25 protein-coding genes are annotated in these 26,484 nt (G+C 48.8%); 14 read left to right on the top strand and 11 right to left on the bottom strand.

Going from position 1 to position 26,484, the window contains the following annotated elements:
• Positions 1 to 64 precede the first annotated feature (64 nt).
• The 3 genes from DEV76_RS12105 to DEV76_RS12095 all read left to right on the top strand — a co-directional run bounded on the left by DEV76_RS12105 (position 65) and on the right by DEV76_RS12095 (position 3,103).
• Positions 65 to 409 carry a hypothetical protein gene (locus DEV76_RS12105; RefSeq protein WP_109698156.1) on the top strand — a complete coding sequence of 115 codons (345 nt, stop codon included), beginning with the start codon at positions 65 to 67 and terminating at the stop codon, positions 407 to 409.
• A 100-nt stretch (positions 410 to 509) separates the two neighbouring features.
• Positions 510 to 869, top strand: a complete 360-nt coding sequence (locus tag DEV76_RS12100) for a heavy-metal-associated domain-containing protein (RefSeq protein ID WP_109698155.1) — start codon at positions 510 to 512, stop codon at positions 867 to 869.
• Positions 866 to 3,103 (top strand): TonB-dependent receptor, encoded by a 2,238-nt coding sequence (locus DEV76_RS12095; protein WP_109698154.1) that lies wholly within the window; start codon positions 866 to 868, stop codon positions 3,101 to 3,103. The genes DEV76_RS12100 and DEV76_RS12095 overlap by 4 nt, the downstream gene beginning before the upstream one ends.
• 59 nt (positions 3,104 to 3,162) lie before the next feature.
• Here DEV76_RS12095 and DEV76_RS12090 read toward each other — a convergent pair whose 3' ends face one another.
• On the bottom strand, positions 3,163 to 5,535 hold the full coding sequence (locus DEV76_RS12090; RefSeq protein ID WP_198652046.1) for an ABC transporter permease: 2,373 nt from the start codon (positions 5,533 to 5,535) through the stop codon (positions 3,163 to 3,165).
• Between the two features lie 202 nt (positions 5,536 to 5,737).
• Between DEV76_RS12090 and DEV76_RS12085 the strand changes: the two genes are divergently transcribed.
• Complete coding sequence (locus DEV76_RS12085) at positions 5,738 to 6,478, top strand: AAA family ATPase (protein WP_109698152.1); 741 nt, start codon at positions 5,738 to 5,740, stop codon at positions 6,476 to 6,478.
• 81 nt (positions 6,479 to 6,559) lie between these two features.
• Here the strand turns inward: DEV76_RS12085 and DEV76_RS12080 are convergent, their stop codons facing one another.
• A complete protein-coding gene (locus DEV76_RS12080; protein ID WP_198652045.1) occupies positions 6,560 to 7,675 on the bottom strand; it encodes a fatty acid desaturase family protein in 1,116 nt (371 codons plus the stop codon).
• Positions 7,676 to 8,025: 350 nt separating this feature from the next.
• On the opposite strand from DEV76_RS12080, the gene DEV76_RS12070 reads away from it, so the two are divergent.
• Positions 8,026 to 8,832: a glycerophosphodiester phosphodiesterase family protein gene (locus DEV76_RS12070; protein ID WP_109698150.1), complete on the top strand. Its 807-nt coding sequence runs from the start codon at positions 8,026 to 8,028 to the stop codon at positions 8,830 to 8,832.
• Between the two features lie 18 nt (positions 8,833 to 8,850).
• Here the strand turns inward: DEV76_RS12070 and DEV76_RS12065 are convergent, their stop codons facing one another.
• Positions 8,851 to 10,782 carry a hypothetical protein gene (locus tag DEV76_RS12065; protein WP_198652044.1) on the bottom strand — a complete coding sequence of 644 codons (1,932 nt, stop codon included), beginning with the start codon at positions 10,780 to 10,782 and terminating at the stop codon, positions 8,851 to 8,853.
• 182 nt (positions 10,783 to 10,964) lie between these two features.
• Between DEV76_RS12065 and DEV76_RS12060 the strand changes: the two genes are divergently transcribed.
• Entirely contained in the window at positions 10,965 to 11,702 is a 738-nt protein-coding gene (locus DEV76_RS12060) for an energy transducer TonB (protein ID WP_109698148.1), read from the top strand.
• A 113-nt stretch (positions 11,703 to 11,815) separates the two neighbouring features.
• Positions 11,816 to 12,760 carry an erythromycin esterase family protein gene (locus DEV76_RS12055; protein ID WP_198652043.1) on the top strand — a complete coding sequence of 315 codons (945 nt, stop codon included), beginning with the start codon at positions 11,816 to 11,818 and terminating at the stop codon, positions 12,758 to 12,760.
• A 52-nt stretch (positions 12,761 to 12,812) separates the two neighbouring features.
• Here the strand turns inward: DEV76_RS12055 and DEV76_RS12050 are convergent, their stop codons facing one another.
• From DEV76_RS12050 to DEV76_RS12030, 5 genes are all read right to left on the bottom strand, one after another.
• Positions 12,813 to 13,436 carry a DUF2306 domain-containing protein gene (locus DEV76_RS12050; protein WP_109698146.1) on the bottom strand — a complete coding sequence of 208 codons (624 nt, stop codon included), beginning with the start codon at positions 13,434 to 13,436 and terminating at the stop codon, positions 12,813 to 12,815.
• Between the two features lie 112 nt (positions 13,437 to 13,548).
• Positions 13,549 to 14,511 carry an AraC family transcriptional regulator gene (locus DEV76_RS12045; protein WP_198652042.1) on the bottom strand — a complete coding sequence of 321 codons (963 nt, stop codon included), beginning with the start codon at positions 14,509 to 14,511 and terminating at the stop codon, positions 13,549 to 13,551.
• A 240-nt stretch (positions 14,512 to 14,751) separates the two neighbouring features.
• Positions 14,752 to 15,999, bottom strand: a complete 1,248-nt coding sequence (locus DEV76_RS12040) for an RNA polymerase sigma factor (protein WP_232826936.1) — start codon at positions 15,997 to 15,999, stop codon at positions 14,752 to 14,754.
• A gap of 1 nt (position 16,000) precedes the next feature.
• Positions 16,001 to 16,342, bottom strand: coding sequence for a YciI family protein (locus DEV76_RS12035; protein WP_109698144.1), 342 nt, complete (start codon positions 16,340 to 16,342; stop codon positions 16,001 to 16,003).
• Between the two features lie 12 nt (positions 16,343 to 16,354).
• A complete protein-coding gene (locus tag DEV76_RS12030; protein ID WP_109698143.1) occupies positions 16,355 to 16,954 on the bottom strand; it encodes an FMN-dependent NADH-azoreductase in 600 nt (199 codons plus the stop codon).
• A 277-nt stretch (positions 16,955 to 17,231) separates the two neighbouring features.
• Between DEV76_RS12030 and DEV76_RS12025 the strand changes: the two genes are divergently transcribed.
• A complete protein-coding gene (locus DEV76_RS12025; protein WP_157962853.1) occupies positions 17,232 to 17,807 on the top strand; it encodes a hypothetical protein in 576 nt (191 codons plus the stop codon).
• A gap of 128 nt (positions 17,808 to 17,935) precedes the next feature.
• Here the strand turns inward: DEV76_RS12025 and DEV76_RS12020 are convergent, their stop codons facing one another.
• Positions 17,936 to 19,207 carry a hypothetical protein gene (locus DEV76_RS12020; RefSeq protein WP_157962852.1) on the bottom strand — a complete coding sequence of 424 codons (1,272 nt, stop codon included), beginning with the start codon at positions 19,205 to 19,207 and terminating at the stop codon, positions 17,936 to 17,938.
• 212 nt (positions 19,208 to 19,419) lie between these two features.
• Here DEV76_RS12020 and DEV76_RS12015 point away from each other — a divergent pair, with 212 nt between their 5' ends.
• From DEV76_RS12015 to DEV76_RS12005, 3 genes are all read left to right on the top strand, one after another.
• Complete coding sequence (locus DEV76_RS12015; protein WP_109698140.1) at positions 19,420 to 20,505, top strand: sensor histidine kinase; 1,086 nt, start codon at positions 19,420 to 19,422, stop codon at positions 20,503 to 20,505.
• Positions 20,486 to 21,265, top strand: coding sequence for a LytR/AlgR family response regulator transcription factor (locus DEV76_RS12010; RefSeq protein ID WP_109698139.1), 780 nt, complete (start codon positions 20,486 to 20,488; stop codon positions 21,263 to 21,265). Before DEV76_RS12015 ends, DEV76_RS12010 begins: the two co-directional genes overlap by 20 nt.
• Positions 21,266 to 21,390: 125 nt before the next feature.
• Positions 21,391 to 21,966: a c-type cytochrome gene (locus tag DEV76_RS12005; RefSeq protein WP_157962851.1), complete on the top strand. Its 576-nt coding sequence runs from the start codon at positions 21,391 to 21,393 to the stop codon at positions 21,964 to 21,966.
• A gap of 101 nt (positions 21,967 to 22,067) precedes the next feature.
• Here the strand turns inward: DEV76_RS12005 and DEV76_RS12000 are convergent, their stop codons facing one another.
• Complete coding sequence (locus tag DEV76_RS12000) at positions 22,068 to 23,744, bottom strand: carboxypeptidase regulatory-like domain-containing protein (RefSeq protein WP_109698137.1); 1,677 nt, start codon at positions 23,742 to 23,744, stop codon at positions 22,068 to 22,070.
• Positions 23,745 to 23,898: 154 nt separating this feature from the next.
• On the opposite strand from DEV76_RS12000, the gene DEV76_RS11995 reads away from it, so the two are divergent.
• Complete coding sequence (locus DEV76_RS11995; protein WP_109698136.1) at positions 23,899 to 24,357, top strand: GNAT family N-acetyltransferase; 459 nt, start codon at positions 23,899 to 23,901, stop codon at positions 24,355 to 24,357.
• 34 nt (positions 24,358 to 24,391) lie between these two features.
• A complete protein-coding gene (locus tag DEV76_RS11990) occupies positions 24,392 to 25,204 on the top strand; it encodes a pseudouridylate synthase (RefSeq protein ID WP_198652041.1) in 813 nt (270 codons plus the stop codon).
• A gap of 2 nt (positions 25,205 to 25,206) precedes the next feature.
• On the opposite strand, the gene DEV76_RS11985 is transcribed toward DEV76_RS11990, so the two are convergent.
• The gene (locus DEV76_RS11985; RefSeq protein ID WP_109698135.1) at positions 25,207 to 25,569 is read right to left on the bottom strand and encodes a VOC family protein; all 363 of its coding nucleotides are present in this window, start codon (positions 25,567 to 25,569) and stop codon (positions 25,207 to 25,209) included.
• A gap of 332 nt (positions 25,570 to 25,901) precedes the next feature.
• On the opposite strand from DEV76_RS11985, the gene DEV76_RS11980 reads away from it, so the two are divergent.
• Positions 25,902 to 26,465 carry an RNA polymerase sigma factor gene (locus DEV76_RS11980; protein WP_109698134.1) on the top strand — a complete coding sequence of 188 codons (564 nt, stop codon included), beginning with the start codon at positions 25,902 to 25,904 and terminating at the stop codon, positions 26,463 to 26,465.
• Positions 26,466 to 26,484: the final 19 nt, after the last annotated feature.

Here is a 26,484-nt window from a genome sequence, read left to right as displayed (position 1 = left end):
CTATTGCAACCCCTGATTATATCGTAATATTTGGTATATTTGGTTTAGCAACTCAATCCCAACGATGCGCCAACTCACCAAATGGATAAGCTTTTTACTGATACTTGTTGTGGTATGTGCCTCAGCAGGCGGTTCCAGCTTTGCCAGTGAGCCGGCAGACAGTTGCTGCCAGCACGATCAGCCTTCAGACGATCCCTGCTCTGATGAGCAGGAAGAAGAAAAAGGATGCTCCAACGAAGGTAATCCCTTCCAGTTCTGTTCCTGCTGCATCCATGCATGGGTTACCACGCAGGAGATCTCACTCGGCAACGCGCCGCATCCTGCCCCTACAAACTATCAATTCTGCGGCAACGCATTTCTTCCTACACCACCGGCTTCCGACTTCTGGCAGCCGCCCCGCATTTCATGATGCCATAAATGGTTATGCCTGAAAAGGCCTGTAATGATGTTGCATACCATGCAGCATCTGAATGCATGTATTTATTATTCTTACAACTGATCAATTCATCATGAAAAGCGTATTCTCTTTTCTTACCGTGGCTATTTGCCTCTTCTTTGCCGTACCCGCTGCCTCCGCTCAAACCAAAGCCAACGAGCCGCAGAAGGCCCTTGTACAGGTGATCAACCTCACCTGCGATGGCGATATGCCCACCATCAAAAAGCAACTGATCAACCAGGACGGTATCGAATCCGTGGAGTTCACTAAAAGAGCTTCCGGTTCCTCCGCCTTCACCATCCTGTATAATGCAGACGTTATCTCCCTCGACCTCATCCACAAGACAATCGAGAAAACACCCGGCTGCGACGATAAATCTACCACGCCCTACCGCGTGAAAAAGGAGAAGAAGGCCAAAGAAGCGAAGCAATGATACTACGCGCATTATTACCGCTGCTCCTGCTTACCGGAACCCTCCACGCCCAAACCATCAAAGGCAAACTATTTGGTGAAACGGGCGATGGCAGGGAAATCCTGCCCGGAGGTACCGTTCAGTGGATCACCGGTGGCACCGTTGCCACCGTGAATGAGAACGGCGTCTACGAACTGCAGGCCACCACAGCATCCGATAAACGGATCGTGGCATCGTTTTCCGGCTACCGGAGCGATACCATCGTGTGGGACGGGCGCACCTACCTGAGCATTACCCTCAAACGGGCAGCTACCGATCTCACGGGCGTAACGGTCACCGACCGCCGCGGGGCTTTTATCTCCGGCACATCCGTTAATAAGCTGGAAGTCATCAACCAGCAGGAGCTGAGCAAAGCAGCCTGCTGCGACCTTGCCGGCTGTTTCGGCACCACGGCCAGCGTGCAGCCGCAAACCACCAACATCGTCACCAACTCCCAGGAGCTGCGTATCCTCGGACTGTCCGGCGTGTACAATCAGGTCCTTATCGACGGGCTTCCCATGATTCAGGGCCTCACGTACACCTATGGCATCAGCACCTATCCAGGTACGGTGGTGGAGAACATCTACGTGTCTAAAGGCACAACATCGGTGCTGCAGGGCTACGAAAGCATCAGCGGCCAGATCAATCTCGACACTCGGCACCCCGATAAGGCGAACAAACTTCACCTGAACGCCTATATCAACAGCTTCGGGGAAAAACACCTCAACGCCAGCGCAGCCACAGCCGTAGGGAAAAGCAAAAAATGGCATACACTGCTGGCACTGCATTCCGTGCAGCCTTCCGCACGTATCGATGGTAACAAAGACGGCTTCCTCGACCTGCCACTGCTCACCCGCTACATGGCCTATAACAAATGGAAGTATGGCAACGATGCAGAAGTGGGGCTCAGCGCCCAGTTCGGCCTGCGATTCGTGAACGAGCAGCGCATCGGCGGACAAAAGGCCTACCAGGGTAATGGTGATAAAGGCAGCGGAACGGTCTACGGCCAGTACGTCACCTTCAACCAACCCGAAGCCTACGCCAAACTGAACTACCGGATCTCTGACAAGCACGCCATAGCACTGGCCACTTCCGGCTCCATCCACCAACAGAATGCATGGTTCGGCACGCTGGCCTATACCGGCAGACAGGAGATGGCTTACATCAACCTGCAGCACGAACTAAACTGGAGCAAGCACCTCCTGAAATACGGCGTCAGCTACCGTTATCAGGATGTGAAGGAAGATATCCGGTTTACAGTGGCAGATCCTTCCAAAACCTACGCAGGCAAATACTTTACACAGTTACGTGTTCCCGGAGTATTCGCAGAGAATATGTTCAACTGGGCTGATAATAAGGTGGTGCTGATCACCGGCGCGCGAATGGACCGCCACCAGCAGGAAGGCTGGTATTTCACGCCGCGTGCTATGATGAAATATGCTTTCCATCCCAACCATACCTTCCGTGCATCGGCAGGCACTGGCTGGCGGCAGGTGAACCTTTTCAGTGAACAGCCCGTCATTCTCACCAGCTCACGCAACATCGTATTCACAGAAGCCCTGCGGCCGGAAGAAGCCATGAACTGGGGTGTAAGCCATACCTGGCGCTTTGAGAAAGGCATCACCAAAGGAACGGTGAGCGCAGACTTTTATCAAACGCGATTCCAAAACCAGTTCTTCCCGGACTATGATATGGATCCCTCAAAAATCATCATCCGCAACTTCGATGGTGTGTCCCGATCCAATGGGGTGCAGGTGGATGCGCTGTTCGTGTTCCAGCAGCAGCTGGAAGTAAGGGCCGCCTATAATTACCTCGATGTATACCGGAAAGAAAACGGCGCGAAAGTGGCGCTGCCTTTCAATCCGCGTAACCGGCTCATGTCTGCCGTTTCTTACCGCACGCGTAACAACAAATGGCAGGCAGATGTAAATGCGCATTGGTTCGACAAGATGCGGCTGCCTTCCACAGAAAGCAATCCGGAACCATACCGCAGGCCTTCAGCCTCTAATCCGTATACCACGGTGAACATGCAGGGAACCTTCCGGCTGAATACGCTGGAGTTTTATGCAGGATGCGAGAACATCGGCAACTACCGTCAGCCTAATCCCATTATCAATGCAGAGAATCCTTTCGGGCCGCACTTCGATCTGTCGTCGGTTTGGGGGCCTACGAGAGGGAGGGAGTTTTATATCGGTATCAGGTATTCCATTAAGTAACAGCATCTGATAAAAGCGAAAAAGCAGTTTCAGTCGAAAGATTGAAGCTGCTTTACTTTTTATTGCTTCAGGGAGTTTACAGGGTTGGCCAGCGCGGCTTTTACCGACTGGAAGCTGATAGTGAGTAACGTAATCAACACCATCGTTCCGCCTGCAATGAGGAACACATCCACGCCGAAGCGCACGCGGTACGCGAAATCATCCAGCCAGTCGCGCATAATATACCATACGATCGGGAAGGCAATGAGGGCCGCTATGAGTAAGAGTTTGAGGAAGTCTTTCAATAATAATAGCACTACGCCGCTCACAGTGGCGCCCAGTACTTTTCTGATGCCGATCTCTTTCTGTCTTTTCTGGGCAGTGAACGCTGCAAGACCGAATAGTCCGAGGCAGGATATGAGGATGGCAAGACCGGTAAAGTAGCGGGATAATACCGCCACCTGTTGCTCAGAGGCATACATGGCCTGGTACTCGTCGTTCATATAACGGAAGTCGAACACCAGTCCTTTGAAGAAGGTATCGTATTTCTGCCTGATGGCCTCTATGGTAGCGGGCTGATCTGTATTATCCAGTTTCACGATGATGTTGGGCATTACGGGATATGTCTGGAAGAAGCACGGACCTACGTTGTTGTAGAGGGATTCGAAGTTGAAGTCGGCCGCAATGCCCACAATCTGGCGGTCCTGGTCCCAGAGCCTGACCGTTTTACCTATGGGGTCTTTCAGGCCCATTTGCCGGGTGGCCGTCTCATTTAAAATGATTTCCCGTTGTGCATTGGCGTTCTCAGACATGTAGCGCCCGGCTTTCAGGCGGATGCCCGTAGTTTGCAGGAAATGAAAGCCCACTTCCAGATTGGCGAGGTTCACGCCCTTACCCGCAGGCTTCCCCGGCCATTGGAGATCGCCCACTTCACCGTGCTGCCCCAGCAGGTTATGCCCGTAGCTGGATGCGCTGGTAACACCGGGCAGCTGCCGCAGCTCGTGCAGGAAGCTTTCCGCGCCGGCCAGTTTTGCGGAGTCGAATTCAAGGGGGATTTCAAAGTGAAGGATGTGGCGGCGGTCGTACCCCAGGTGTTTGTTCTGGATATAATGCACCTGGCGGTAGATGACGAGTGCTGCGCAGATAGCCGCCACAGACAGTGCAAACTGGAAGATGACCAGTCCTTTCCGCACCCGGGCCTCGTTACTACCCGCTACGAATATCCCTTTTAATGCCATGGCCGGACGAAACCGGGAGATGTACAACGCGGGATAGCTGCCTGCCAGCAAACCGGTGATCAGTGCTATGGAGATAAGCGTCAACACAAGCGGCAGCTCAGGCTTCAGTTCCAGGCTTTTACCGGTAAACTGGTTAAATACCGGCAGCAATAGCCAGATGAACAACAGGGCCAGCAACAACGCGCAGCAGCTCATGAGCAACGATTCGCTGAGGTGCTGCAGCACGAGGTGCCCGCGCGTAGCACCCGCCGCCTTACGGATGCCGGTTTCTTTTAATCTTCTGGCAGCCCTGGCGGTAGAGAGGTTCATGAAATTGATACAGGCAATGATGAGGATGAACACCGCCACCAGCGTAAACAATCTTACATAAGCGATACGCCCGCCTTCCTGCACACCGTTCTGGTATTGGCCATACAGGTATTGATCGGCATAGCGCCGGGCAAACAAGGTACGCCCGTCTGATTGTTCCCGCTCCCGGAAGAAGTTGCCCAGCTTTTCGTTGAAGGCCGTAGTATTAGCGTCTTTCCGCAGCAATACATAGGTAGCGGGGTCACTGTTGCCCCAGTCCTTCATGGCAGGGCGCTTTTCGAGGAACAGGTCGTAGTTGAGCAGTATATCGAACGGTTGGGAATTGGCATGTTTCGTTTGTGCGAACACCGCGGCTATCTCATATTGGCCGCCAAATTCATTGAGCTGGAAGTCGGCCACGCGGCCAACGGGGTCTACACCGGGAAACAGGCGTGCCGCCAGTTCGTCGGATATAGCGATGGCGCGGGTACCACTGAATATCCGCGCTGCATCGCCTTGTAGAATGGGGTAGGAGAACATCTTAAAATACGAGGCACTGGCAAACTGTGCGCTGGCTTTCATGCGGGCATCGCCCTGGGCAATCACCGCCTTTGCAGAGAACCAGGATGGTGTTACCACCGTGGCTGCATCTTCCACCTCGGGAAAGCCTGCTTTCAGCGCGGCAGCCAGCGGGCCCGGCGTATTGGGGGTAGTTTCTATACCGTTCTCGTGGCGTACGTTCTGCATTACCTGGTACAAACGGGCGTTGTGGGTGTGGAAGCGGTCTGCCGACAGCTCGTCTACAGTCCAGAGCCAGATCAGTAAAGCGCAGGCCAGTCCGGTGGAAAGGCCCAGCAGGTTGAGCAGGGAAAACTGGCGGTCGTTTATCATGGAGCGCCATGCCATCAGGAGGTAATTATAAAACATGCCAGCCGGTTTAGGTGAAGGGAGCATCTACAGCACTGATAACTACGAAAGGAGGAGCGCAAGGGCTATGCCAGCAATATAACGCTTTGTATATCTGTAGTTTAACATTGTAAATACGGGTAAATATGTCCGGTTCCGGACAGGAAAGTGTGCGGGAATGAAATAATTCCCCAATCAATATATTTTCCGAATTTTGCAGGCTATGAACGTAATGGATCTGGTTATTCAAGACAGGGAACAAGTGCAATTGGAGAGCATTTTCCTGGACGACAGCAGCAGGAAGATGTGCCTTCAGCTCATCAGGGAACACCAATTCATAGCCGAGCTGCACAAGTACGGCCTGCCCGTTAACAATAAGCTGCTGCTGCACGGTGCTTCCGGCTGCGGCAAAACCATGACGGCCAAGGCGCTGGCCAACGCCCTCCACAAAAGCATTTTCATTCTGAACCTCAGCAATATCGTAAGCGCCCGTATTGGTGAAACATCCCAGCACTTAAAGCTGGTGTTCGACAAAGCAGCCCGCGAAAATGCGGTGCTCTTCCTCGATGAATTCGACCAGATCGGCAAGGCCCGTACAGACGATAAAGACGTAGGAGAGATGCGCCGCCTCGTAAATACCCTCATTCAGCTCATCGATTATTACCCTGAAAAGTCGTTACTGATCTGCGCCACTAACCACCCGGAGGTGATTGATGAAGCGCTGCTCCGGAGGTTCCAGGTGAAGGTGGATTTCCAGATGCCATCTAATGAAGTGCTGGATAATTACTACGACCAGCTGCTATCCCGTTTCCCGGAAGATATCCGGGATATCGAACGCAGCTATGGTATTTCATTCGCAGAAGCGCGGGATTATTGCTTTACGGTGATTAAGTCTTTACTGATTACCAAACTGGAAAAGGAGCGGGCGCTGCAGCAGGAGTTGCAGGAGCAATTGCCGGCATAATAGCCTATACCTGAACGAATACAATGCAAAAAGGTGCGATAATCCGCACCTTTTTTTATTTGTTTAAGTTTTTTGCTTGTATTAACGCGGTTTCCTCCCAAGATCCCGGAGCATCCGGGCATGTATTTTCAGGGCTTTCAGGAAGGTGGGCTGCACATTGTAGGGCAAACCGAACTTACCTGCCACAGATTTTACAATGGGGGCAATTTTCCTGTAATGCACATGGCATATGTCTGTAAACAGGTGGTGCTCTATCTGGAAATTCAGCCCGCCGATAAACCAGGTCAGGAAACGGTTGCGGGGGGCAAAGTCTGTTGTATTGGCCAGTTCATGAATAGCCCAGCTGTCTTTCATATGATGCACCCCGTTCACTGTAACAGGTAACTGGAAGGCAGAAGAGGGCATGATATGCGAGGGCTGGAAAACGCAGGAGAGGAACAGGCCGGCCGTAAAATGCATTATCAGGAAACCCACCAGTACAAAGTACCAGGGCTGTCCGGAAAACAACAAGGGCAGTACGAGAATATAACTGTAATAAAACATTTTGTACCAGGTGATCTGGAAGATGGCCTTCCTGAAAGATATCTTCTGCTTAACCAGCAGATCGTGCCGCTTATAACCGAGTACCTGGATATAATCCTTTGCCGTCATCCAGTATAAAGTCATGATCATATACAAACACCAGGCATACAGGTACTGGTAACGATGAATGCGGTACAGGGGCTGCTGGGGAGATAACCGCAGCAATCTGGTGCCGTTGATATCATCATCCAGCCCGGAAATGTTAGTGTAGGTATGATGCAATATGTTATGCTGTATCTTCCAGTTTACTGTATAGCCGCCGATAACCTCGAGAATATACCCGATAAAGCTGTTGATGTTTTTCTTAGGGGAGTAGGTGCCATGGTTAGCGTCGTGCATCACAGAAGTTCCGATACCAATCATACCCCATCCCATCAGGAACCATAAGCCCCAGAACAGCCACACACTGTTTGCGCCAACACCTGTTATCATTAAAACCAGCGGGGCAAAATAGCAAAAGAGCATGATGACCGTTTTCACCCACATGCCTGTAGTGGCATATGGAGAAATATTATTGGAAAGGAAGTAGTTATTTACCTCTCCCTGTACCATTTCAATGAAACTGTTATTACCCTTTGGTGCAAAACGAACCAATTCTCTTCTACCGTCTTTCATTTGGAATTCTTTTACACGTTTCGGAACAATTCAAATTTCGGTCTTTACAGCCTAATTCCGAAAACGTACTGAAATTTAATATTTTAACATGCAAGAAAAGCGAGCCGGACTATTTGCGTATTGAGCATGCTTTGAATACGCAAGGATGTTTAATGATATACCAATATCTTCCCGAAGAAGATGGCTTTTCTGAAATATTCTTAATGTATAGTATACATATTACAATTGCCGGGCCGGAAAAGTTAATTCTACTGCATACTATGCAAAATATCCGCGATTATCCAGACCTTTTTTATACTATTAGGAAATATTAACAGAAACCCTGTCCGCACCCCCCTAAATACAGCCAGATGAAAACGCTTGTACTTTCCGCAGCATCCCTGATATTCCACACATTGTTGATGGCGCAAACAACAGCGCCCAAACTCCCTGCCTGCAAAAATAAAATGGTTGTTATCGCCCACCGCGGCAACCATGTTACTGTTCCGGAAAATACGGTAGCCTCCGTTGAAGCCGCTTACCAATGCGGGGCCGACTATGCCGAGCTGGACCTGCGCACCACCAAAGACGGGCACCTCATCCTCATGCATGACGCCACCGTGAACAGAACCACTCCCCAACAGGGAAAGGTGGCAGAGCTGACATTGGCCCAACTCCGGGAGCAGCCCCTCAAAAGCAAAAACGGCAAAGTATACCAGGTACCCACTTTTGCGGAAGTCCTCGCTGCCGCAAAGGGAAAGATCCATATTTACCTCGATTTCAAGGAAGCGGATGTAGCGGAAACCTGGAAACAAATACAGGCAGCCGGGATGGAGAAGCAGGTAATAGTTTACCTCAACAAGATCGAACAATATCATGCCTGGAAAGCTATTGCCCCGCAAATGCCGCTCATGACCAGCTTGCCCGAAACATTCACCACCCCCACCCAAATGGAAGCCTTCCTCGATACTATAACCGTTACTGTACTGGATAATATCACAGACGAAGCGCTGCTGCGGGTAGCCCGTAAGCATAACATCGCCATCTGGCTGGATGCGCAATCCTCCTCCGAAGGCCCTGATGAGTGGGATGCCGTAATTGGCAAGGGCGCTCAGGGTATGCAAAGCGATAACCCGGGCGCCCTTGTCAGCTACCTGCGCAGTAAGAAGCTGCGGTAGCCATTTTGTATGTTTTACTTAGAGAGATACCATCGCACTCCGTTTGTTACAACGGTTCATCACCTGCACTTTCCATTGATAATTGGGGTAATTGGCGTCTAAACTTTCCCGGGGGCCTTTCCCTGATATACAGCCCGCAATATAAATCGCTATTACACCTTCATTCACTGTACCTGACACCAGTTCCACACGGTATCCGTTAGCCGCAATCTCAAACTGACTGGCACCCGGACTAAAAAAATACAACCTCACCGGGTAACAGGTCTCCGTCATATCGCATGCCCCGCTGCCTCCGTAGGGTAATATGCCCGCACCGTCGGCTTTAAACGCCACTTTAATAGCAATACCACTTGGAGAACAATCATAAGTTACGCCAGTAATGGTGGGTGCCGATCCGCATGGAGGCATTACGTACGCAGAAATAACCTGGATGATCTTATTCTTGTAAACAACCTCCAGCCGGGTTATCTGGTCTGTAGTTTCATCATTGTGTAAAGTAAGGTCGAAATCAGAAGTACCCTTCATCATCGTATACCGCACTTTGGCGTTGGAATTATTCAGGGTCACGTTGTTGTAGTTAACCACGATATCCCTGCCATCTTCATTCACCAGTTTAAATACCTTCTTATCTCCGGAGGTATACATCAACTGATGGGGGATGGCGCTACCATCAGCCATTACCACTTTAGGTTTGATGAATTTCAAGGTAATGTCGCGAGTCGCGCTGGGGTTCCAGTCGTCGCCGGAGAAGGCATACCTGGCCGTCAGGTTGGTATACTTTTCATATTCGGGGAGGGTAGTAGGGTCCAGTTTAAAGGTGATCAAACCGTTAGCGGTATTCGTGAACTTGGTTTCCATATACACCGCTTCGCTGGTGCCGGGTATCACAAAGGCCATATCAATGCCTATGGGTTTCTTGGTGTAGGGGAGCCCCGTTGAGTTGTCGATCAGCGTGAAGGTGAGTTTGATCTCATTATCAGTCACCTCATCATATTGCAGATCAGAGGCTTCTACAAACGGCTTGAGCGATACATCGGGCCTCAGTTTGGCCTTCAGCTCCGCGATTTCTGCTGCCAGACTTCTTAAATACCCTGCCAGTATCGATTTCTCGAACTTATACCCGGATACCTTGCCGCTGATGCTTTTGAATATCGAATTCAGGTAGTTGTAATTGCTTTCCATGCTTTTCACTTCCTGCTGGCTGCTCTGGTACTGGGTAGCGTTCTTAACGGCTTCAATGCTCTTTAAAATGGCGGCTTTGATGGCGGCAAGGGCAGGGTAGCTGTCGTACGCATGGCCACCGCACTGGAAGTAATCCAGCGTATTGTCTACCGACTTGTTCATATCATCCGAAGGCTGCGGTTCATCGCAGTTATATACCCGGTCTTTTTCCTCTCCGGTTTCCTTAAAGGAATTGAAATTCGCCGTCTGCTTCCCGTTTTCAAAATAGGTTTGGGAAATCACCGTTGAAGCTCCTGTTTCCCAGTTAAAGTCCAGCACATACATGGCCACCCGGGTTTGGGAGATGTGGTTCATCTCCACCACGATCTTTCCTTTTTTACCGTTGATGATGGAATACATCCGGCTTTTGGATACTTCTGGGAACATTTCCGTTACCAGTAATTCTGCATTTCCTTTCTTGGCCAGTACGGTGGAAGTGAGATATTGCAGTTGCCCGCTGCCATTGATCTTGCCATAGGCAGCCAGTGTATCCTCATTATACGTGAGCTTGTATACGAGCTGATTGGGAGCGTTGGGGATGAGTTTTTCCTCATAATACACATTGCCTACTCCGGGCGTGATGCTGTTGTTGTAAACGGCATCGGCTTTGCGCTTCTCCGCCAGCAGCTCTTCCTGACTTTTCGCCTGTTCACCGGGACCGCTTTTCTTACTGCAGCCAGCCGCTGCCACCAAAAAGCACAGCACCAAAACCATTGCCGGGACGGACATTTTCGAACCGGGGTTCCTTTTGGGGAATAAGTAAGAGGATAAAAGCATAGTTCTAATTATTAATAAGTTACAAAAGTACCATTTGAATAATACTACCAAATACCTAATATTAAGTATTTATCAAAGCGTACAACCCACGTATCCATTTTACTTATATTACGGCCTGTTTAGCCACCTTACTTATGATAAAGCAGCTTTTATCCGCCTTAGTCATTGCGCTGGCCGCATGCTCTGCCTCTCTTGCACAGGATACCGTTTGGGTATCCAAAAACAATAAGATTATATCTTCCCGGGATTCTGCAGCCTCTTACCAGCTGGTCATGAAGGACAGGGAAGACACTTCGAAAACTAAGGTGCTTGGCTATACGATAGATGGTACATTGGAGATGGAGGTAAACTACCAGCCATATCATTCCCCCCGCACACTGCACGGAGTGTCCAAAACGTATAAAGCCGGAAAGCTGAAAGACGAAAGGATTTACAAAGAAGGAAAGCTGAACGGCCACCATATTACCTATTGGGAAAACGGTAACCGCAGGAGAGATGATATATACGAAAACGGGGAGTTTAAAGCCGGGCAGTGCTTCACTGCAGAAGGGAAAGATACCACCTGGTTCGTGTATCACCTAACAGCCGAGTTCCCCGGCGGCCTCGATAGCTTACGGCGCTATATGTACCGGATGATCAAATACCCCACTAAAGCCATGCGCGACGGCATAGAGGGGAACGTATTTGTTACTTTTTCCGTTTCCAAAGAAGGCGCCATCACCAATGCATATGTGCGCAAAAGCATACATCCCTTACTGGATGAGGAAGCCATGCGGGTAGTGCAACGCATGCCACAATGGACGCCAGGCAAGCTGGAAGGCATTCCGGCTACTACTTTATTTACCCTGCCAGTCTCTTTCCGGCTGGAATAGGTCGGGCTATAACCGGTTAATTTTATGGAAATCATACAGAGCTGTATCTACCTATCGAAGTAATTATTCAAAACCCACCAGCTCAACACAAAATCATGATGATAAGTAGATGTATGATTATCAGTATGCTCCTGATCTCCGTTGGCATAACCACTTATTCCCAGGATGCCACTACAAAATGGATCAATGAAAACGCATACCCGCTGCAGCCAGACACTGCCCAGTCCACCGAAGACCTCCACTTCCTGAAATCAGAATTAAAGCATAACCTCGTAATCGGCCTGGGTGAAGCCTCCCACGGCACCAGGGAGTTCTACAATCAAAAGCAGCGCATCATTTCCTACCTCATTACGCACCTCGGTTATAAGCGTATAGGCTTCGAGATGCAGGATAAATTCCTGGAGCCGGTAAATGCATATGTACAAAACGGAACGGGTGACCTGAAGGTAATTATGAAGGATATGGTCTTATACAACACCGAAGAGATCTACCACCTATTCCAGTCCATCAGGCAATACAACAACAGGCAGCCCGCCTTCCAAAAGGTAAGCATATACGGCTTTGACCGGGAAGAATTCGCCGGAGACCCTTTCAACCGCGACAGGCTCATGGCGGAGAACATGATCGCCGATCAATCCAAACACAAACAAAAAACCATCCTCTGGGCACATAATATCCATATCGCCAAGGATACCATTATTGCCCAATACCGGGGAATGGGGTATCATGTAAAGCAACAATATGGTGCGCAGTTCTATGTGTTGGGGTTTGACACTTTCAACGGCTCCGTAACCGTCATCTCCCAAGATGAGGGCCTGGTATCAAAAGACTTTACAGCTCCTGGCGAATCGTTCTCCGAGATGTTCTCAAAGGCCAGTCACCCTACCATCTACATCCCCTTCAACAAAGCACCGAATCCCCTCACCAACCAGCAAAGGGATATCACCAATATCTACGCGAACTGGACGGAAAGCAGGGCACGTCCCATTAAGCCCGGAGTGGATTTTGATGCTATTCTGTTTATTAAGACAACTTCGGCATCCAGGATACTGAAATAATACTGGCAGGCAACCCGCGCAATACGTGGGTTGCTTGTTATAACTATTCAATTTAGTACTCAACGGAGATCGCCACAGCCCGTTTTCGTGTAAGCAGGTAAGCCACCGCCAGATTCGGCACCCAGCACCACCAGGCCACCACGCTGTACGCCGTACCGAAATCACCGAAGATTTTAATGAGCAAAGGCATCCACAGCCTTAAGGTTACGGCTGCAAAGCAGCAGGCATAGCTATAGATCATGAGGTTTTTATGCTGCTCCACCTGCCCGTTCTTTATACGGATGTACCCCATGACCGTGGTACAGAACCATACACAGCTTAAAGTCATAAAGCCCAATTTGGCCGGAACTCCACCGGAAGCGTAAAACGCAATATAAAAGCCGGATACGGCACTCAGCAGCACCGCCGTCACATACACCTTGCCAGTTAGCCGGTGGAACTGCAGACTCCGGCTCCTGATCCAACTGCTGAATTGCACCCAGCCGATCAGGAGTGCCAGTCCGCCCAGGATAATGTGCACATAAAAGCCAGCCTGCCAAAAGGGATTTAAAAAGAGAGCATCGGGTTTGAGCTTTAATATGCCTGCCTTCTTTTCTGCCATAAAGAACTGGCTGGGATACAACCCGATAAAAACCGACAACAATGCCATCAGGAGCCATAGAACCTTCTTTACCATCTTGTTTTTAGGTGCAAAAGAAGGAGAACCGCGGCTGCGGAACGCTCCAAAACGTAAGGTGGTCGCTCAGAAATGCCCGGTGGTACGTTCCAAAAGGCAGGATGGGAGGGATTCAGTCCTCGGTTGAAGGGTTTATCTTATGCTGCTGGCAGTATTCTTTGGGAGAGAGGCCCGTTGCCTTTTTGAAGTTCCGGTTAAATGATGTTTTGGAATTGAAGCCTACCTGGAAGGCCAGGGAAAGGAGGGTATACTGGTTGTTTTCGGGTAACAGGGCTATCCGCTTGAATTCTTCCACGCGGAAATCATTGATATAATCGTAAAAGTTCCTTTGCTCCAGGGTATTGATGACCTGGGAAAGGGCATTGCTGCTAACGCCTAACCGGGCGGCCAATCCATCCAGGTTGAGCTCTGGTTCCTGGAAAAGCTTTTCCGTCTGCATCAGGAGCGTGAGTTCCTGGTGGATTTTTGACATGAGGTCGGGATCGATGGCCGTTTTCTGGTATTTCAGGGGTTCAACTTCTATTGGGGGAACCTCCACTTTTACTGTTTCAACAGGTAAGGATGCGCCCGCTAACAATGGACGGCCGGCCTCCTGGTTGGAGAAAATGCCTACCTGCTTAATACCGAAATACCCGATAAACAGAATAAACACATCTACCAGTAAGAAGGTGGAAATATCATTTCCGAATATAATGGATAGCCAGATGGCTCCCATACCAATGGTGAGGTACACCAGCCAGTTCAGGTTGATCTTCTCAGAATAGGAGAATTGCCGGGCTATATTCAAACGGTGCCTTCTTAATAATACCAGCGACCAGCACACGTAAATGATCCCGGATGGAATAATGGGGAGCCGGATAAAGGAAGTGAGTTTTTCATAACCCAGCCCGTGATGCTGATACACATAGATCTTCTGCGCAAATGGCAATACAAAAAAGCCCGACAGCAGGAGGTAAGCTGCCAACGCAGGAATAAAATGAATATATACGGGCAGTCTTTTATTGCGTTGCCCCACAAGCGTAGCCACATAACAATACAAAAACGGGCCATGAATGAGGGGTAATGGTATCTCCATTCCCAATAGATACGGGAATGCAACAAAATCACCGGAAATCAGGAGGTAATAGCAGAGTAAATGAAGTCCGATTACGACTAACCAAATCGCTAAAATCAGATCTGCCGGGGATTTACCCTTTTTGGTAAAAAGCAGTAAAGCAAGAAATACAGCAAGGATGATTCCCGCAATATGAAACATCAGTTCTTTTTTTAATTGCCGCCCATTTGTAAGGAGGAAATTAAAAGTATCATTTTTTGATTATAAATCGCTCCCTGCAACCCGCCCCATTTCCTGCAACAGCGTATGCCGCTCCACCGGGGACGTACTCAGCTGGATAGCCGCTTTATATTGTTCCATCGCTTTGCCTTTATCGATCCCGGTATAAAGATTCCCCAGCAAGGCATGGTAGTAGGTGTTTTCCGTAAGATTCAGATTATGCACGGCTGATATGGCAGCCTGGTTGCCATACACCTTTGCATATGCAAAAGCCCTGTTCAGCGCGGTTACCGGCGAATATGCCAGCTGCAGCAGCTGCGTGTACAGCGGCAATATCTGCTCCCATTTGTTTTTTCCGGTAGGGGTGGTATGCCAGTAGGCAATGGCTGCCTCCAGGTGATACTTCGAGGCCTCCTCACCATTACAGGCGTTCACCAGGTGGAAATTCCCCCTGTCTATCAGCGATTGATCCCACAGCTGGCGATCCTGGTCCTCAAACAGGATCACCTCACCACTGGCATTCAGCCTCGCTTCCAGCCGGGAACTCTGGTAGCACATCAGGGCCAGCAGCGCCTGCACCTGGCTGGTATTAGTGGAGGGATGGCCTGTCAGCAGCAGGGTTAACCGCACCGCTTCTGCACAAAGCTCCCTGCGGATCAGCTGGCTGCCCGATTTGGAAAAGTATCCTTCATTGAACAACAGATACAAGGTTTTCAATACCGTATCCAGCCGGGAAGTGATGGCCGACTCCTGCAGGGCATTCAACTGGAACTTACCACTGCGGAGATCCGCCCGGGCTCTATGCAGCCGCTTTTTAATGGTTTCCTTCTTCGCCAGGAATGCATTGGCGATTTCTTCCACACTAAAACCGCACAGCACCTGCAGCGCCAGGCATATCTGGCTTTCCGATGCAATTAATGGATCGCAGACGGCGAATATCATCGCGAGCTGACTGTCTTCTATAATCTTACTGTCTATTTCAATATCTGGTTCCGATAAGGCTTCATCCTGCCGGATACTGTCTTTTACCCGGTGTTCAAAGTTGGAGAGGCGCCGGAGATGGTCTTTCGTTTTATTCTTTGCCACGGTATACAGCCAGGCTGCCGGGTTATCCGGGATGCCATGCAGCGCCCAGTTCTCGGAAGCGCGCAGGAAAGTGTCACTGGCAATATCCTCCGCCAGTTCAATATGCTCCAAACCAAAATGACGGCACAGTAAGGCCGTCATCCTGGCATATTCCTGCCGGAATAAATGGGGGAGCAGCTCGGTATGTACCTTTGGCTGATCCAAACTAGGCTTGTTTTAATACTTCCCTCACTTCAATACTGCCGCCAATCTTGAATATGGGGTTCTCTTTGGCCAGGGCCACCGCTTCATCGATATCCGCAGTTCTGACCACCACAAATCCTACTACGAATTCCTTGATCTCCGTGAATGGCCCGTCTGTAACCACATTACCCGGCTTAACCGTCTGAGCGCTGCCGGGTGTGGGCAGCAGGGTATTCCCTTTGTCAACCAGTTTATTTTGTGCTACGATGCCTGCCAGCCAGTTCATGCGTTCCTGCATCTGCTCGGGAGAAGGTTTAAAGTCGGCGATATCGTTTAATCTGAATATCAATGCAAATTCTTTCATGTTCTGTTTCTTTTATAAGTTAGCTACAATGGTTTGATAATCTGCCTCAAAGCCCGGCATGGCGGTACCTTCTACCCGGAGGGTATGCACTTCCGTATCGCCAATATACGCATTAAACACCGCCCTCACGTGGGATGAGATGAACTCATTATCCGGCGCCCAGTCTGCCATCCTGCCCCCGGAAGCAATAGCGAGATACACCTTTTTGCCATTCAGATGCCCTTTCCTGACGCCCTTTTCATCATAGCCATACGTTATCCCGAAGCGGACCAGCTGGTCGATCCAGGCTTTTAACAAGGCCGACATGCCGAGGTTATACATGGGAGTACCCAATATCAGTACATCGGCATTACTTACATCGCTGACTACGGAATCGGCATACTGCAGTAAGCGCCGTTCCTCCTCATCGGCCGTGCGCGGGTCTTTATAAAACGCTCCCACCAGGTTGCCTTTCAGGAAGGGAGGCGCTTCCCGGGTAAGGTCCCTTTCAATGACGGTATCGATTTCCTGCTTACTGATTAACCGGTCAACAATGGCCGAGCTCAGGCCCTTACTAAAGGATGCGCTCCCCCGGGCGCTGGAAATGATGTGCAAAGCTGTCTTCTTCATCATAATATCTTTTGTTTAATACCATGACGAACGAATATTCCCGATGGGGACACGAATGCATCCAATAATAGCAGGATTATTAATCAGGGGCAGGTTTATAAATTTAACCTACTGACAATCAATATATCCAACCTCAATTCCCAGCCAGTCTCTATCTTATTGACTTGCCCCTGAAAATGCTTAACTTAGAGATAGTTATATCCTCCACATCTTTCCATTTTCCTCCTCCTCTTCTTTAACCTTATCCTATCCATTCTTCAACACTTAGAAAACTTCTTTTATGAGAAAGATGTATCTCTTCGCGGCCCTTGCATTGGCAACAGCCTGCAATACGGGCACCGACAAATCGAAGTCAGATGCCGGAAAGGAACCCGTAACCGAACCGGTAAAAAAGGAGGTCGTTAATTATCCTTTCACGCCGGATTACTCTTCCGATTTTGAAATCGGTGATCCTAAAAACGCAATGACGCTCCTCAACATGTACAAGAACTGGGACAACAACACCATGAACAATTCAAAGGACTATTTCGCGGAATCAGACACCATGGTCTTTTCCGATGGTTCTATGTTTACCGGAAGCCGAGACAGCCTTATCCTGATGGCCAACAAGGTAAGGGGGCAAATGGGCACTGTAGTTGACTCTGTGCATGCCTGGGTACCGCTCAGAAGCAGGGATAACAATGAGGAATGGGTACTGATATGGACCCGTGAGATTTCAACTGATGCCAAAGGACGGAAAACGGCTAAAGAACTGCATGAAATATGGAGGTTTGATAAAGATGGTAAGATCAACCTGATGTATCAGTACGAGCAGCAGCCTCCCAAAATGCCGCCGCCTCCGCCTAAAAAGAAATAATTGCATTACATAGTGCTATCGGCATTAATTATCAGGCTTTAATGCAGGAAGGTACGATTGCTCGTACCTTCCTCATTCATCGGGTATAGAAACGGACCTGGTCAAACCTGGGTAAAGAAGCCGACAGTTTATAATTTTCGTTTTAACCTGAACTGGCCGGATATTTCCTTCTTTGGAGGATTGTAACTACCGTCCTGGTACCATACCTCTGCGGTAAATTTACCCTCCACATAGCCCCCAACTGCATCGTACCGCGTAATGGTTACTCCCCCCGAAGAATGTTGCAATTCGCAGGTTGGGCAGGGCGTTTTACTGGTCACCCAATCCCATTCTCCCATTCCACCAACGTGGATATAACTTTGATCGTCATCCAGTCCGTAAGGGTAGGAGCGTTGCCCGAAAGATTCTCCCAGCAAACGGATCAGGATAAACTGACCGCCGCTCATTTGCGCATTGATGTAAAAGTTGTCCGCTTCCATTCTGAGGCATTCATCAGCAGGGCAATCACCTGTTTTGTTTTTATGGACGATACCATCCATTGTATAGACCAGGAATTCGTCTTCCATAATAGTCAGTGGAATGGTCAGGATGGCCTGCCTGCTGTAATCTCTCTTCACCGGATTCCACACAGGAACGTAAACACTCACCAGCTCCGGGTTTACGGCAGACGGTGAGGCGGGAGCGGTGTACAGGCAATTGATACCATCCGGCTTCAGTTTCCCTGCTCCTGCGCCCATTTTCCATTTTATACGTGGTATCTGCGACCGGATATTGTATTCTACATATGCTCCAATCGGCGGGTCTTTCTCCAGTGAGGTAAGCAAAACTTCATGATACATCAGCTTTAAATGCGCCTGCTCACCAACTATTAACTCACTGCGATCCGTTTCTATTTTTAGGGACTCAACGTAAGTCCAGTCACTAAAGTGGGTGGTATTTACCGTAAGTGTACGCGCAGTCTCGTTCCTTTCCGTATCCATGATCATCCGGAAGAAACCCGTCGAATCCTGGTATGCCAGGTGAAGCAGGGCAGGAGAGGTGCCGATGGTTTCCGATGCATCATATTTGAATACAATCGTTACCGGCTTTTTAAACTGAACATGCTCCGGCAGGAGCCTGAATGCGTTACGCGACGTTCCCGTTAATGTGTTTTCAATGGGCTGAATGCTGAAATTGACTGGTCCGCTTACAGCTCCGGCGGGGATAACCAGCTGCACACCATCTGCCTGCAAAGTACCGCCACCGGTACCAATAGTTTTGGTTACGGCCGGCCCCACAATGGCACCGGCGTTTCTTTTTACCGGTTTGATAACCTGGTCCTCAATTTCGGCCGGAGACTTTTTACAGGCCATGAACAATGAGATGAAAGTCAATAGTAGGAAGGAAGGAATTAGCTTCATAAAATGTATGCTTGTGTTTTTTCCGGGGTAAATACTGAATGCAAAGGAAAATAAAAGGCGGGCAGGTAAAATTTAGGGGATGCGCGAATCGTTATTCCGGATGTCTTAATCGTTACAATCGCTGCCGGCACCGTATTAACCACCGGCACGGTGCCGGCTTTACCGGGGGATGAGGTAACAAACTATCGCCTTTTCCCTATTTTTGCCGGGACATGGCAAAACAAACCGCTTTCAGTTTCACCAATGCAGTGAGTAGTAACAGGCTTACCCGATATGATGTTAGCGTGCTCCTGATAGTACTGCCTTATTACTTTATCCTCGCCGCACTTATCTGGGGGAAAGCGTATGTGACTGATCCGGGCATTTTCCTTACCACTACAGCAATCATTTTGGGAGTATGGCCTGCATCCTGGTTCATACATTCAAAAGCAGGATACATTATCCGGAGTTACTTGCCTGAAGTAAATCAGACTACACGGCGTGTATTGGTAACACTGGCCGTATTTATACCCATTACCATTCTCATTAACTATCTTATTCTGTTGATGTGTTGCAGTGCGGCAGGGAAGCCTTACATGCCTGAAAAATTTGCCAGTATCACTTTAGCGGGTATTATATTGAATATAATTGCCACAGCAGTATTCGAAGCCACTTACCTGTTAAAGAAATGGAAGTCATCCCTCATTGAAGCCGAGAAGTCTAAGAAGGCCTCTCTGCAAAGTGAACTGGATAACCTGAAATCCCAGGTGAATCCTCATTTCCTCTTCAATTCCCTGAATTCATTATCTGCCCTCATTTCCGAAGACCAGCAGAAAGCCGAGGATTTTTTATATGAAATGTGCCGGGTTTACCGATACCTGCTACAGAACAACGAACATGAACTTACCGCCGTGCATGTGGAAGTAGCATTTCTGAAGTCTTACTTTTATTTGCTTAAAACAAGATATGAAGCTGCCATTCAATTGGATATCAATATCCCTCAGCAATACAGCAATTACCAGATCCCGCCTTTCACCCTACAGATGCTGATCGAGAATGCCGTGAAGCATAATGTAATTATGGAAACCAATCCTCTAATTATACAGGTATATACCAACGATAACGAAGAACTGGTTGTCCATAATAACCAGCAGGCGAAATCTGTTTCGGTACAGTCTAATAAAATAGGATTGCAGAATATTCAGCGAAAATACCAGTTACTATCTCAACGCAGTGTTACGATAGTACCCGGCGACCAGTATTTTACCGTAACGCTTCCCCTGATAAATCCCGTTACTTATGAAAGTAATTATCATTGAAGATGAAAATCTTGCCATTAAAAGGCTGATAAAAATGATTGCCGGAACAGACAATAGCATTGAGATTGTTGCAACGCTCCGGAGTATTGCAGAAAGTGTACATTGGCTAAAGGAGCATCAGGCACCGGAATTGATATTTATGGATATTGAGCTGGCAGACGGGCAGTGCTTTGAAATCTTCAACCAGGTCACAGTAAACAGTCCGGTTATTTTTACCACTTCGTACGATCAGTATATGCTGCGTGCGTTCGAAGTAAATAGTGTAGACTATCTGCTGAAGCCCATAGAACCCGAAAGACTGGCTCAGGCATTAAACAAGCACAAAACCATTCAGGCGCATTACGCCCGCCAAACCGCCCCTGCTGTGAATGTTAAGCAGTTATTAAACGACCTTCGGGAAAGTCTTGACAAGCATCAATACCGTAAACGCTTCCTGGTAAAATCCGGGAATAAGCTGGTGAGCATACAAACGGAAGAAATCGCTTATTTCTTTCGGGAAGGCAGGATTACCTTTTTCAAAACCTTCGCAAACGGTAAGTATATAACTGATTATACCCTGGAAGAACTGCAGGAAGAGATGCTGGAGCCCGCTGATTTTTTTAGGATCAACCGCTCTTCACTGGTATCCATAAAATCCGTCAAAACAATAGAGAACTTCCCGGGAAACAGGCTGCACCTCGATCTCGTTCCTGCTTTTGACAAAGATTCCATCGTGAGCAGGGATAAGGTATCCGAATTCAAAGACTGGATTGGCAAATAGAGCCGTTTCCATTTAAACACAGATTTCCACGGTTGGCGCGCTACAACTTACGACTCCGTCATCCTCCACCTGCAGCTCAGGATGCCATGGAATAATTTTGCATGTCAACTAACGTGGAAACAATTATGAATAAATTAATCCCTACTTCAGCATTTGCAGCCTGCTCTTTAATGGCGTTGCTTTTTTCCTGCAATTCAGTAAATAACGATCCCCCCGGCAGCACGGCTTCAGATTCCGCCGCCCTGGTAAATCGGGGAGCATATCTGGTAACCATCGGGGGGTGTAATGATTGTCATTCTCCCAAACGGATGGGTAAAATGGGGCCTGAAGTAATTCCGGAGACACAGCTTTCCGGCTACCCTTCCAGCCGCCCCCTTGCGGCCTTTGACACAGCGCTGGCTAAAAAAGGCATTGCGCAGTTCAATGAAGATATGACAGCCGCCGCAGGGCCATGGGGTATCAGTTTCGCTTTAAATATCACCAGCGATGTAAGCGGCATCGGCAACTGGACTCCTGAGAATTTTAAAACCGCCATGCGCCATGGTAAACTGAAAGGTGCTGAAAAAGGCCGCACGCTGCTACCGCCAATGCCCTGGACAAACTATACGCAAATGACTGATGAAGATCTCAACGCCATATTCAGTTACCTGAAACAAACAAAACCCGTTAAGAACTTCCCCCCGGTACCGCAGCATTTTTAGCAGAAAATTACAATCCTGCAATAACAGAAAGGCCTTCGTAAGAAGGCCTTTCTGTTATTGGGAATCCCGCAAGCTGATTATGCAGGAACTATTACAGTTTTTTAAACATTCGTTTTAAGAACATCCTTCAACCCGGATCTTTCATACTCAGTCCGGGGTTGCGAACTATTACCGGGTGCCTGTATCTGGAATTTATAATCACCTGCCTCCAGCACTTCAAAGCGAATTACACCATCGCCCGTAACGCCCAGGTTCGTCATGCCGCCACCGGGGTTCTTACCGCCTTTTACGATAATGCCTCCTATGGGATTGCCGGGACGCGCCATTTCAGAAGCGCCGCGTTTTACACCCTGCCCGCTGCTTTTCTCTTGCGGGGCAGTAAGGGTAAACTGGTATTCGCCTGCGGCTAAGCCTTTGAATTCAAATTCACCTTTATCGTTGCTGGTCACCACCATGAGGTTGCCACCGGGGTTCTTGCCGCCTTTTACGATGATTCCGCCAATGGGATTCCCGGGCCGCGCCATTTCTGAAGTTTTCCCCTGTGGAGCATCGGGCGCTGTTAATGTAAAGGCATAATCTCCCGCTTCGAGGCCTTTGAATTCAACCTGTCCGTTACCATTACCGGCTACTGTGATGAGGTTGCCGCCGGGGTTCTTTCCGCCTTTCACGATAATTCCGCCAATGGGATTGCCGGGTCGTGCCATTTCACCCTGAGGACTATCAGGTGCAGTTATTGTAAATAAGTAATCTCCTGCTTCGAGGCCTTTAAGCTCAATCCGGCCATTATCGTTACTCGTTACCACCAGGAGGTTACCGCCTGGGTTCTTGCCGCCTTTCACGATAATACCGCCAATGGGATTGCCGGGCTTTGCCATTCCGGCCAGGGGATTAACAGCTGAATGGCCCCCTTCATTATATAGCGGGTTCTTTGTAGAATCTGATACAGCCAGTCCATTACCACCGGGCTTCGTCACTTTCCCTCTGGGGCGCTTCGTTTTCCCGTTTACAAGCAAACTTACCCCTGCCGTAAAAGTGACTGCGCGGTAATGCGTGGCTTCGGACTGATCAACCGGTTTTCCGGAAATCAGTTGGCCGGGTTCATAAGTGTTATCCTCTTTAAACCCGCCCTGCGGTTTCAATCTCCTTTGTACGGAATTAACCTCACCACCGGTGTTATAAGCTGCCGAAGCATACACGCTGAAGGAACGGGTGATACGATGGCTGACCTTTAACCGGGGGATCATTACGAAACCGGTCTGTTTTTCTTCCGCCATGTCCCACAGTGAAATGGTCTGCTTCGATCCGTCGTTCAATTCTAATACTGCCTGCTGCGTAAATCCACCCTGTTTTAAAGCAAAATAGCCGCCACTGAAGGAGGGCGACAAAGTAACCGGGCCCATGCTGAAATTGGCCTGTAATCCGGCAAACCCTATGCAGCCTGTAGCGCCTGATTTTCCACTACGGGTGTTGGTAATATTCAAACTGCCGCTATGCAGTTTATACAGCGCCTGCTGACTGGCAATATCCGGCATCAGGTTGCGGGAGGTAATAAAACCGCCTCCGGCAATAACACCGAGTTCAACCCTGCTATTGTTTTTACTTAAAAAGGGGATAAACACATCCGCCTGTACAGCTGCGCCATTGCCAAGGAAGTTTTTGTCTTTTAAAGTAGAAGTGGTGTTATTAATGCCGCCACCTAATGAAACCTGGATGGAACGCTGCGCAAATGCGGCAGGAGTGGCTGCTGATAAAAAGGTAATCAGTAGAATTCTTTTCATAGCCGGGAAATACTTTTGAGGTTATCAAATTTCACTTATAGTATATGCATTCTCTTCATTTTGCTAACTGAATATATAAAAAATAACTGAATATTCGCCCTTCTATGCCACTCCCCGTGAAACTATGTATCTTAGGGGCAACCCCAATCAACTTATGCAAACAAACTTCAGAACTGCAGCACTCACGGATATTAAACAGATGCAGGTGGTGAGGCACCTGGTAAAAGAGAACACCCTTAGCAACCCCGATCTGGTTCCGGATAAAGATGTGGCGTATTATATCACCGAAAAAGGGAAGGGCTGGGTATGTGAGGCTGATGGACAGGTGGTAGGCTTTTCCATTGTAGACCTGCAGGAGAATAGCGTATGGGCCTTATTCGTAGACCCGGCTTTTGCCGAAAAGGGAATTGGAAAGGAGCTGCACCGGCTGATGCTGGAATGGTATTTCGGGCAAACGCAAAGCACGCTGGTGCTGGGAACCGCTCCCAATACCCGGGCAGAACGGTTCTATACCCTCCAGGGCTGGTCGCCCGCAGGCAGCTACGCCAACGGGGAAAGTAAATTCGAACTCACGTACTCCGACTGGGCCCGGCGTTACCCCGCAGGAAGTTAAAATCCCGTAACTTTGCGCCTTTATAAGCGTGTATATGACCGTTCCCGGTGACGATAGCCATCAAACCATTACTGACCAGGTTCAATTAACAAACTCCGCTTTCTGCCCATTTGAGGATCAGGAAGCAGCTGGTGCTATGGCTGCAGGTATCGTCTTTAACCCTGATGATGAAATTCACCCCCTCTGCGAAATCGCCATTGCTTCGTTACAGGAACACCTTACCGTGCAGAATGAGTGGAAACACAATTTCGGTTTAGACAATGATGGCAGCGGTACGGTAATCGGGAAGATGTTCGGTGTGCTGGTAGTGCGTACGGAAGACGGAACTTTGGGCTACCTGTCTGCCTTTTCCGGTAAACTGGCCAATGGCAACCATCATAATAAGTTTGTTGCACCGGTATTCGACAGCCTGAAAGACGGTGGCTTCCTCAATACCGGTATGCTCCGTTTATCAGCAATAAATGCAGAGATTACCACCCTCGAACAGGAAGATGCCCTTAAACACGAAGCGGAGATATCACAATTAAAGGAACTGCGCAAAGCACATTCCACGCAGTTGCAGCGTAAGCTCATGGAGCATTATAATTTCAGTAACAGGGCCGGGCGTTATAAGAATCTGATCGATATCTTCACAGCGCATGGCTATAAACAGCCGCCGGCCGGAGCAGGGGAGTGTGCAGGACCTAAACTGCTGCAACATGCCTTCCGCCATGGTATGGAACCTTTGGCTTTAGCGGAATTCTGGTGGGGACTATCTCCCAAATCGGCCACCTGGAAGCATGGCGCTTATTACAAACCCTGTAAGGAAAAGTGCGCACCTATACTGGATTACATGCTGAGTGCGTAGCCTCAGGAAAACTCCCCGATATGCCACAGCACCCCGGATGGGTCGTGCAGGAAGCATTCCCTTCCCCAGTTCTCTTCCCGGATGGGAACTAACCGTACCCCTTCATACTTAACGTTTAGGTTCAGGCCCAGCAGTTCACTATAAAACTCCCGCACATCCTTCACTTCCATAAACACCATGGTATTATCCACCCAATCCTTTACATAAGCATCCTGCAGGTAGAAAGCTAATTTTCCGCTGGTGAACAGGCACATCTTCGGGGTAAGGATGGTTTCCTGAAAACCGAGGTCCCGGTAAAAGCTCCTGGAGATATCGTAATCCCTGGCGCCAATAAATGGCCGGATAGAAAGGGCTTTGTGTTCCATAACGTGCAATTTATCTGTTACCATCAAATATAAGCATCCGCTTCCTTATCCTGAAACGGGCCCGCAACAACGTTACCAAATGGTTATCAGGCTCCGTATATTCTGCAAATATGGTTTTAATGAATAATTTTATCAGCTAATTACCTACTTTTGAATACCTGCATATACTGGCAAGAAACGAAAGATTAACATTCCCGTACCGGATTTACACCAAAATCTGATGTATAGACTGATAGTAGCATTCAACGCATTAAGCAAGGTTCAACATTTCATGACAGCAGGTAGTTATTAGCTTTCACAATTAACACCAACTTGTGACCAACACGGTTAATATGGATATTAATAGCGTCAGGGCCTTACAGGAAGGCGATGTTCAGGTTTTCAATGACGTCTTTGAGATGTATTGGGAGAAGGTATATATCTACCTCGCTAAGAAAACCGGTAGTAACGACGCTGCCAAAGATTTAACCCAGCTGGTTTTCATCAAGCTCTGGAAATACAAGCACCAGCTTACCGACCAGGTTTCACTCAACGAACAGATATTCCGCAAATCCAAACAGATATTCATTGACTGGCTCCGGCAGGAACTCCGCACCCGCGCCCGCCTCGTGCTACCCGAAACCTTACCCGAACTGGCCCATTTCGATACCAGCCTCGAAAACAGTGAGATCCGGAGAGACATATATAATGCCCTCCAGTCTCTCCCTCCCCGCAGGAAAGAGATCTTCGAACTGAAGCATATCCACGGCTACTCCTATAAAGAAATTGCCTCCCTGCTGGGTATTTCCACTAAAACTATTGACAACCAACTACATAAAGCCAACCTGCAACTCCGCAAAATCCTGCATACCGCAATCTACATGGCCGTTCTTTCCGAAACAAATTATTTTTCCTGAGGATAGGGAATTTGTCCAA

It is taken from the genome of Chitinophaga deserti (genome assembly GCF_003149455.1).
Classification (GTDB): Bacteria; Bacteroidota; Bacteroidia; order Chitinophagales; family Chitinophagaceae; genus Chitinophaga; species Chitinophaga deserti.
Note: the sequence above shows the minus strand (reverse complement) of the source record. Positions and strands in the feature narration are given on the sequence as shown.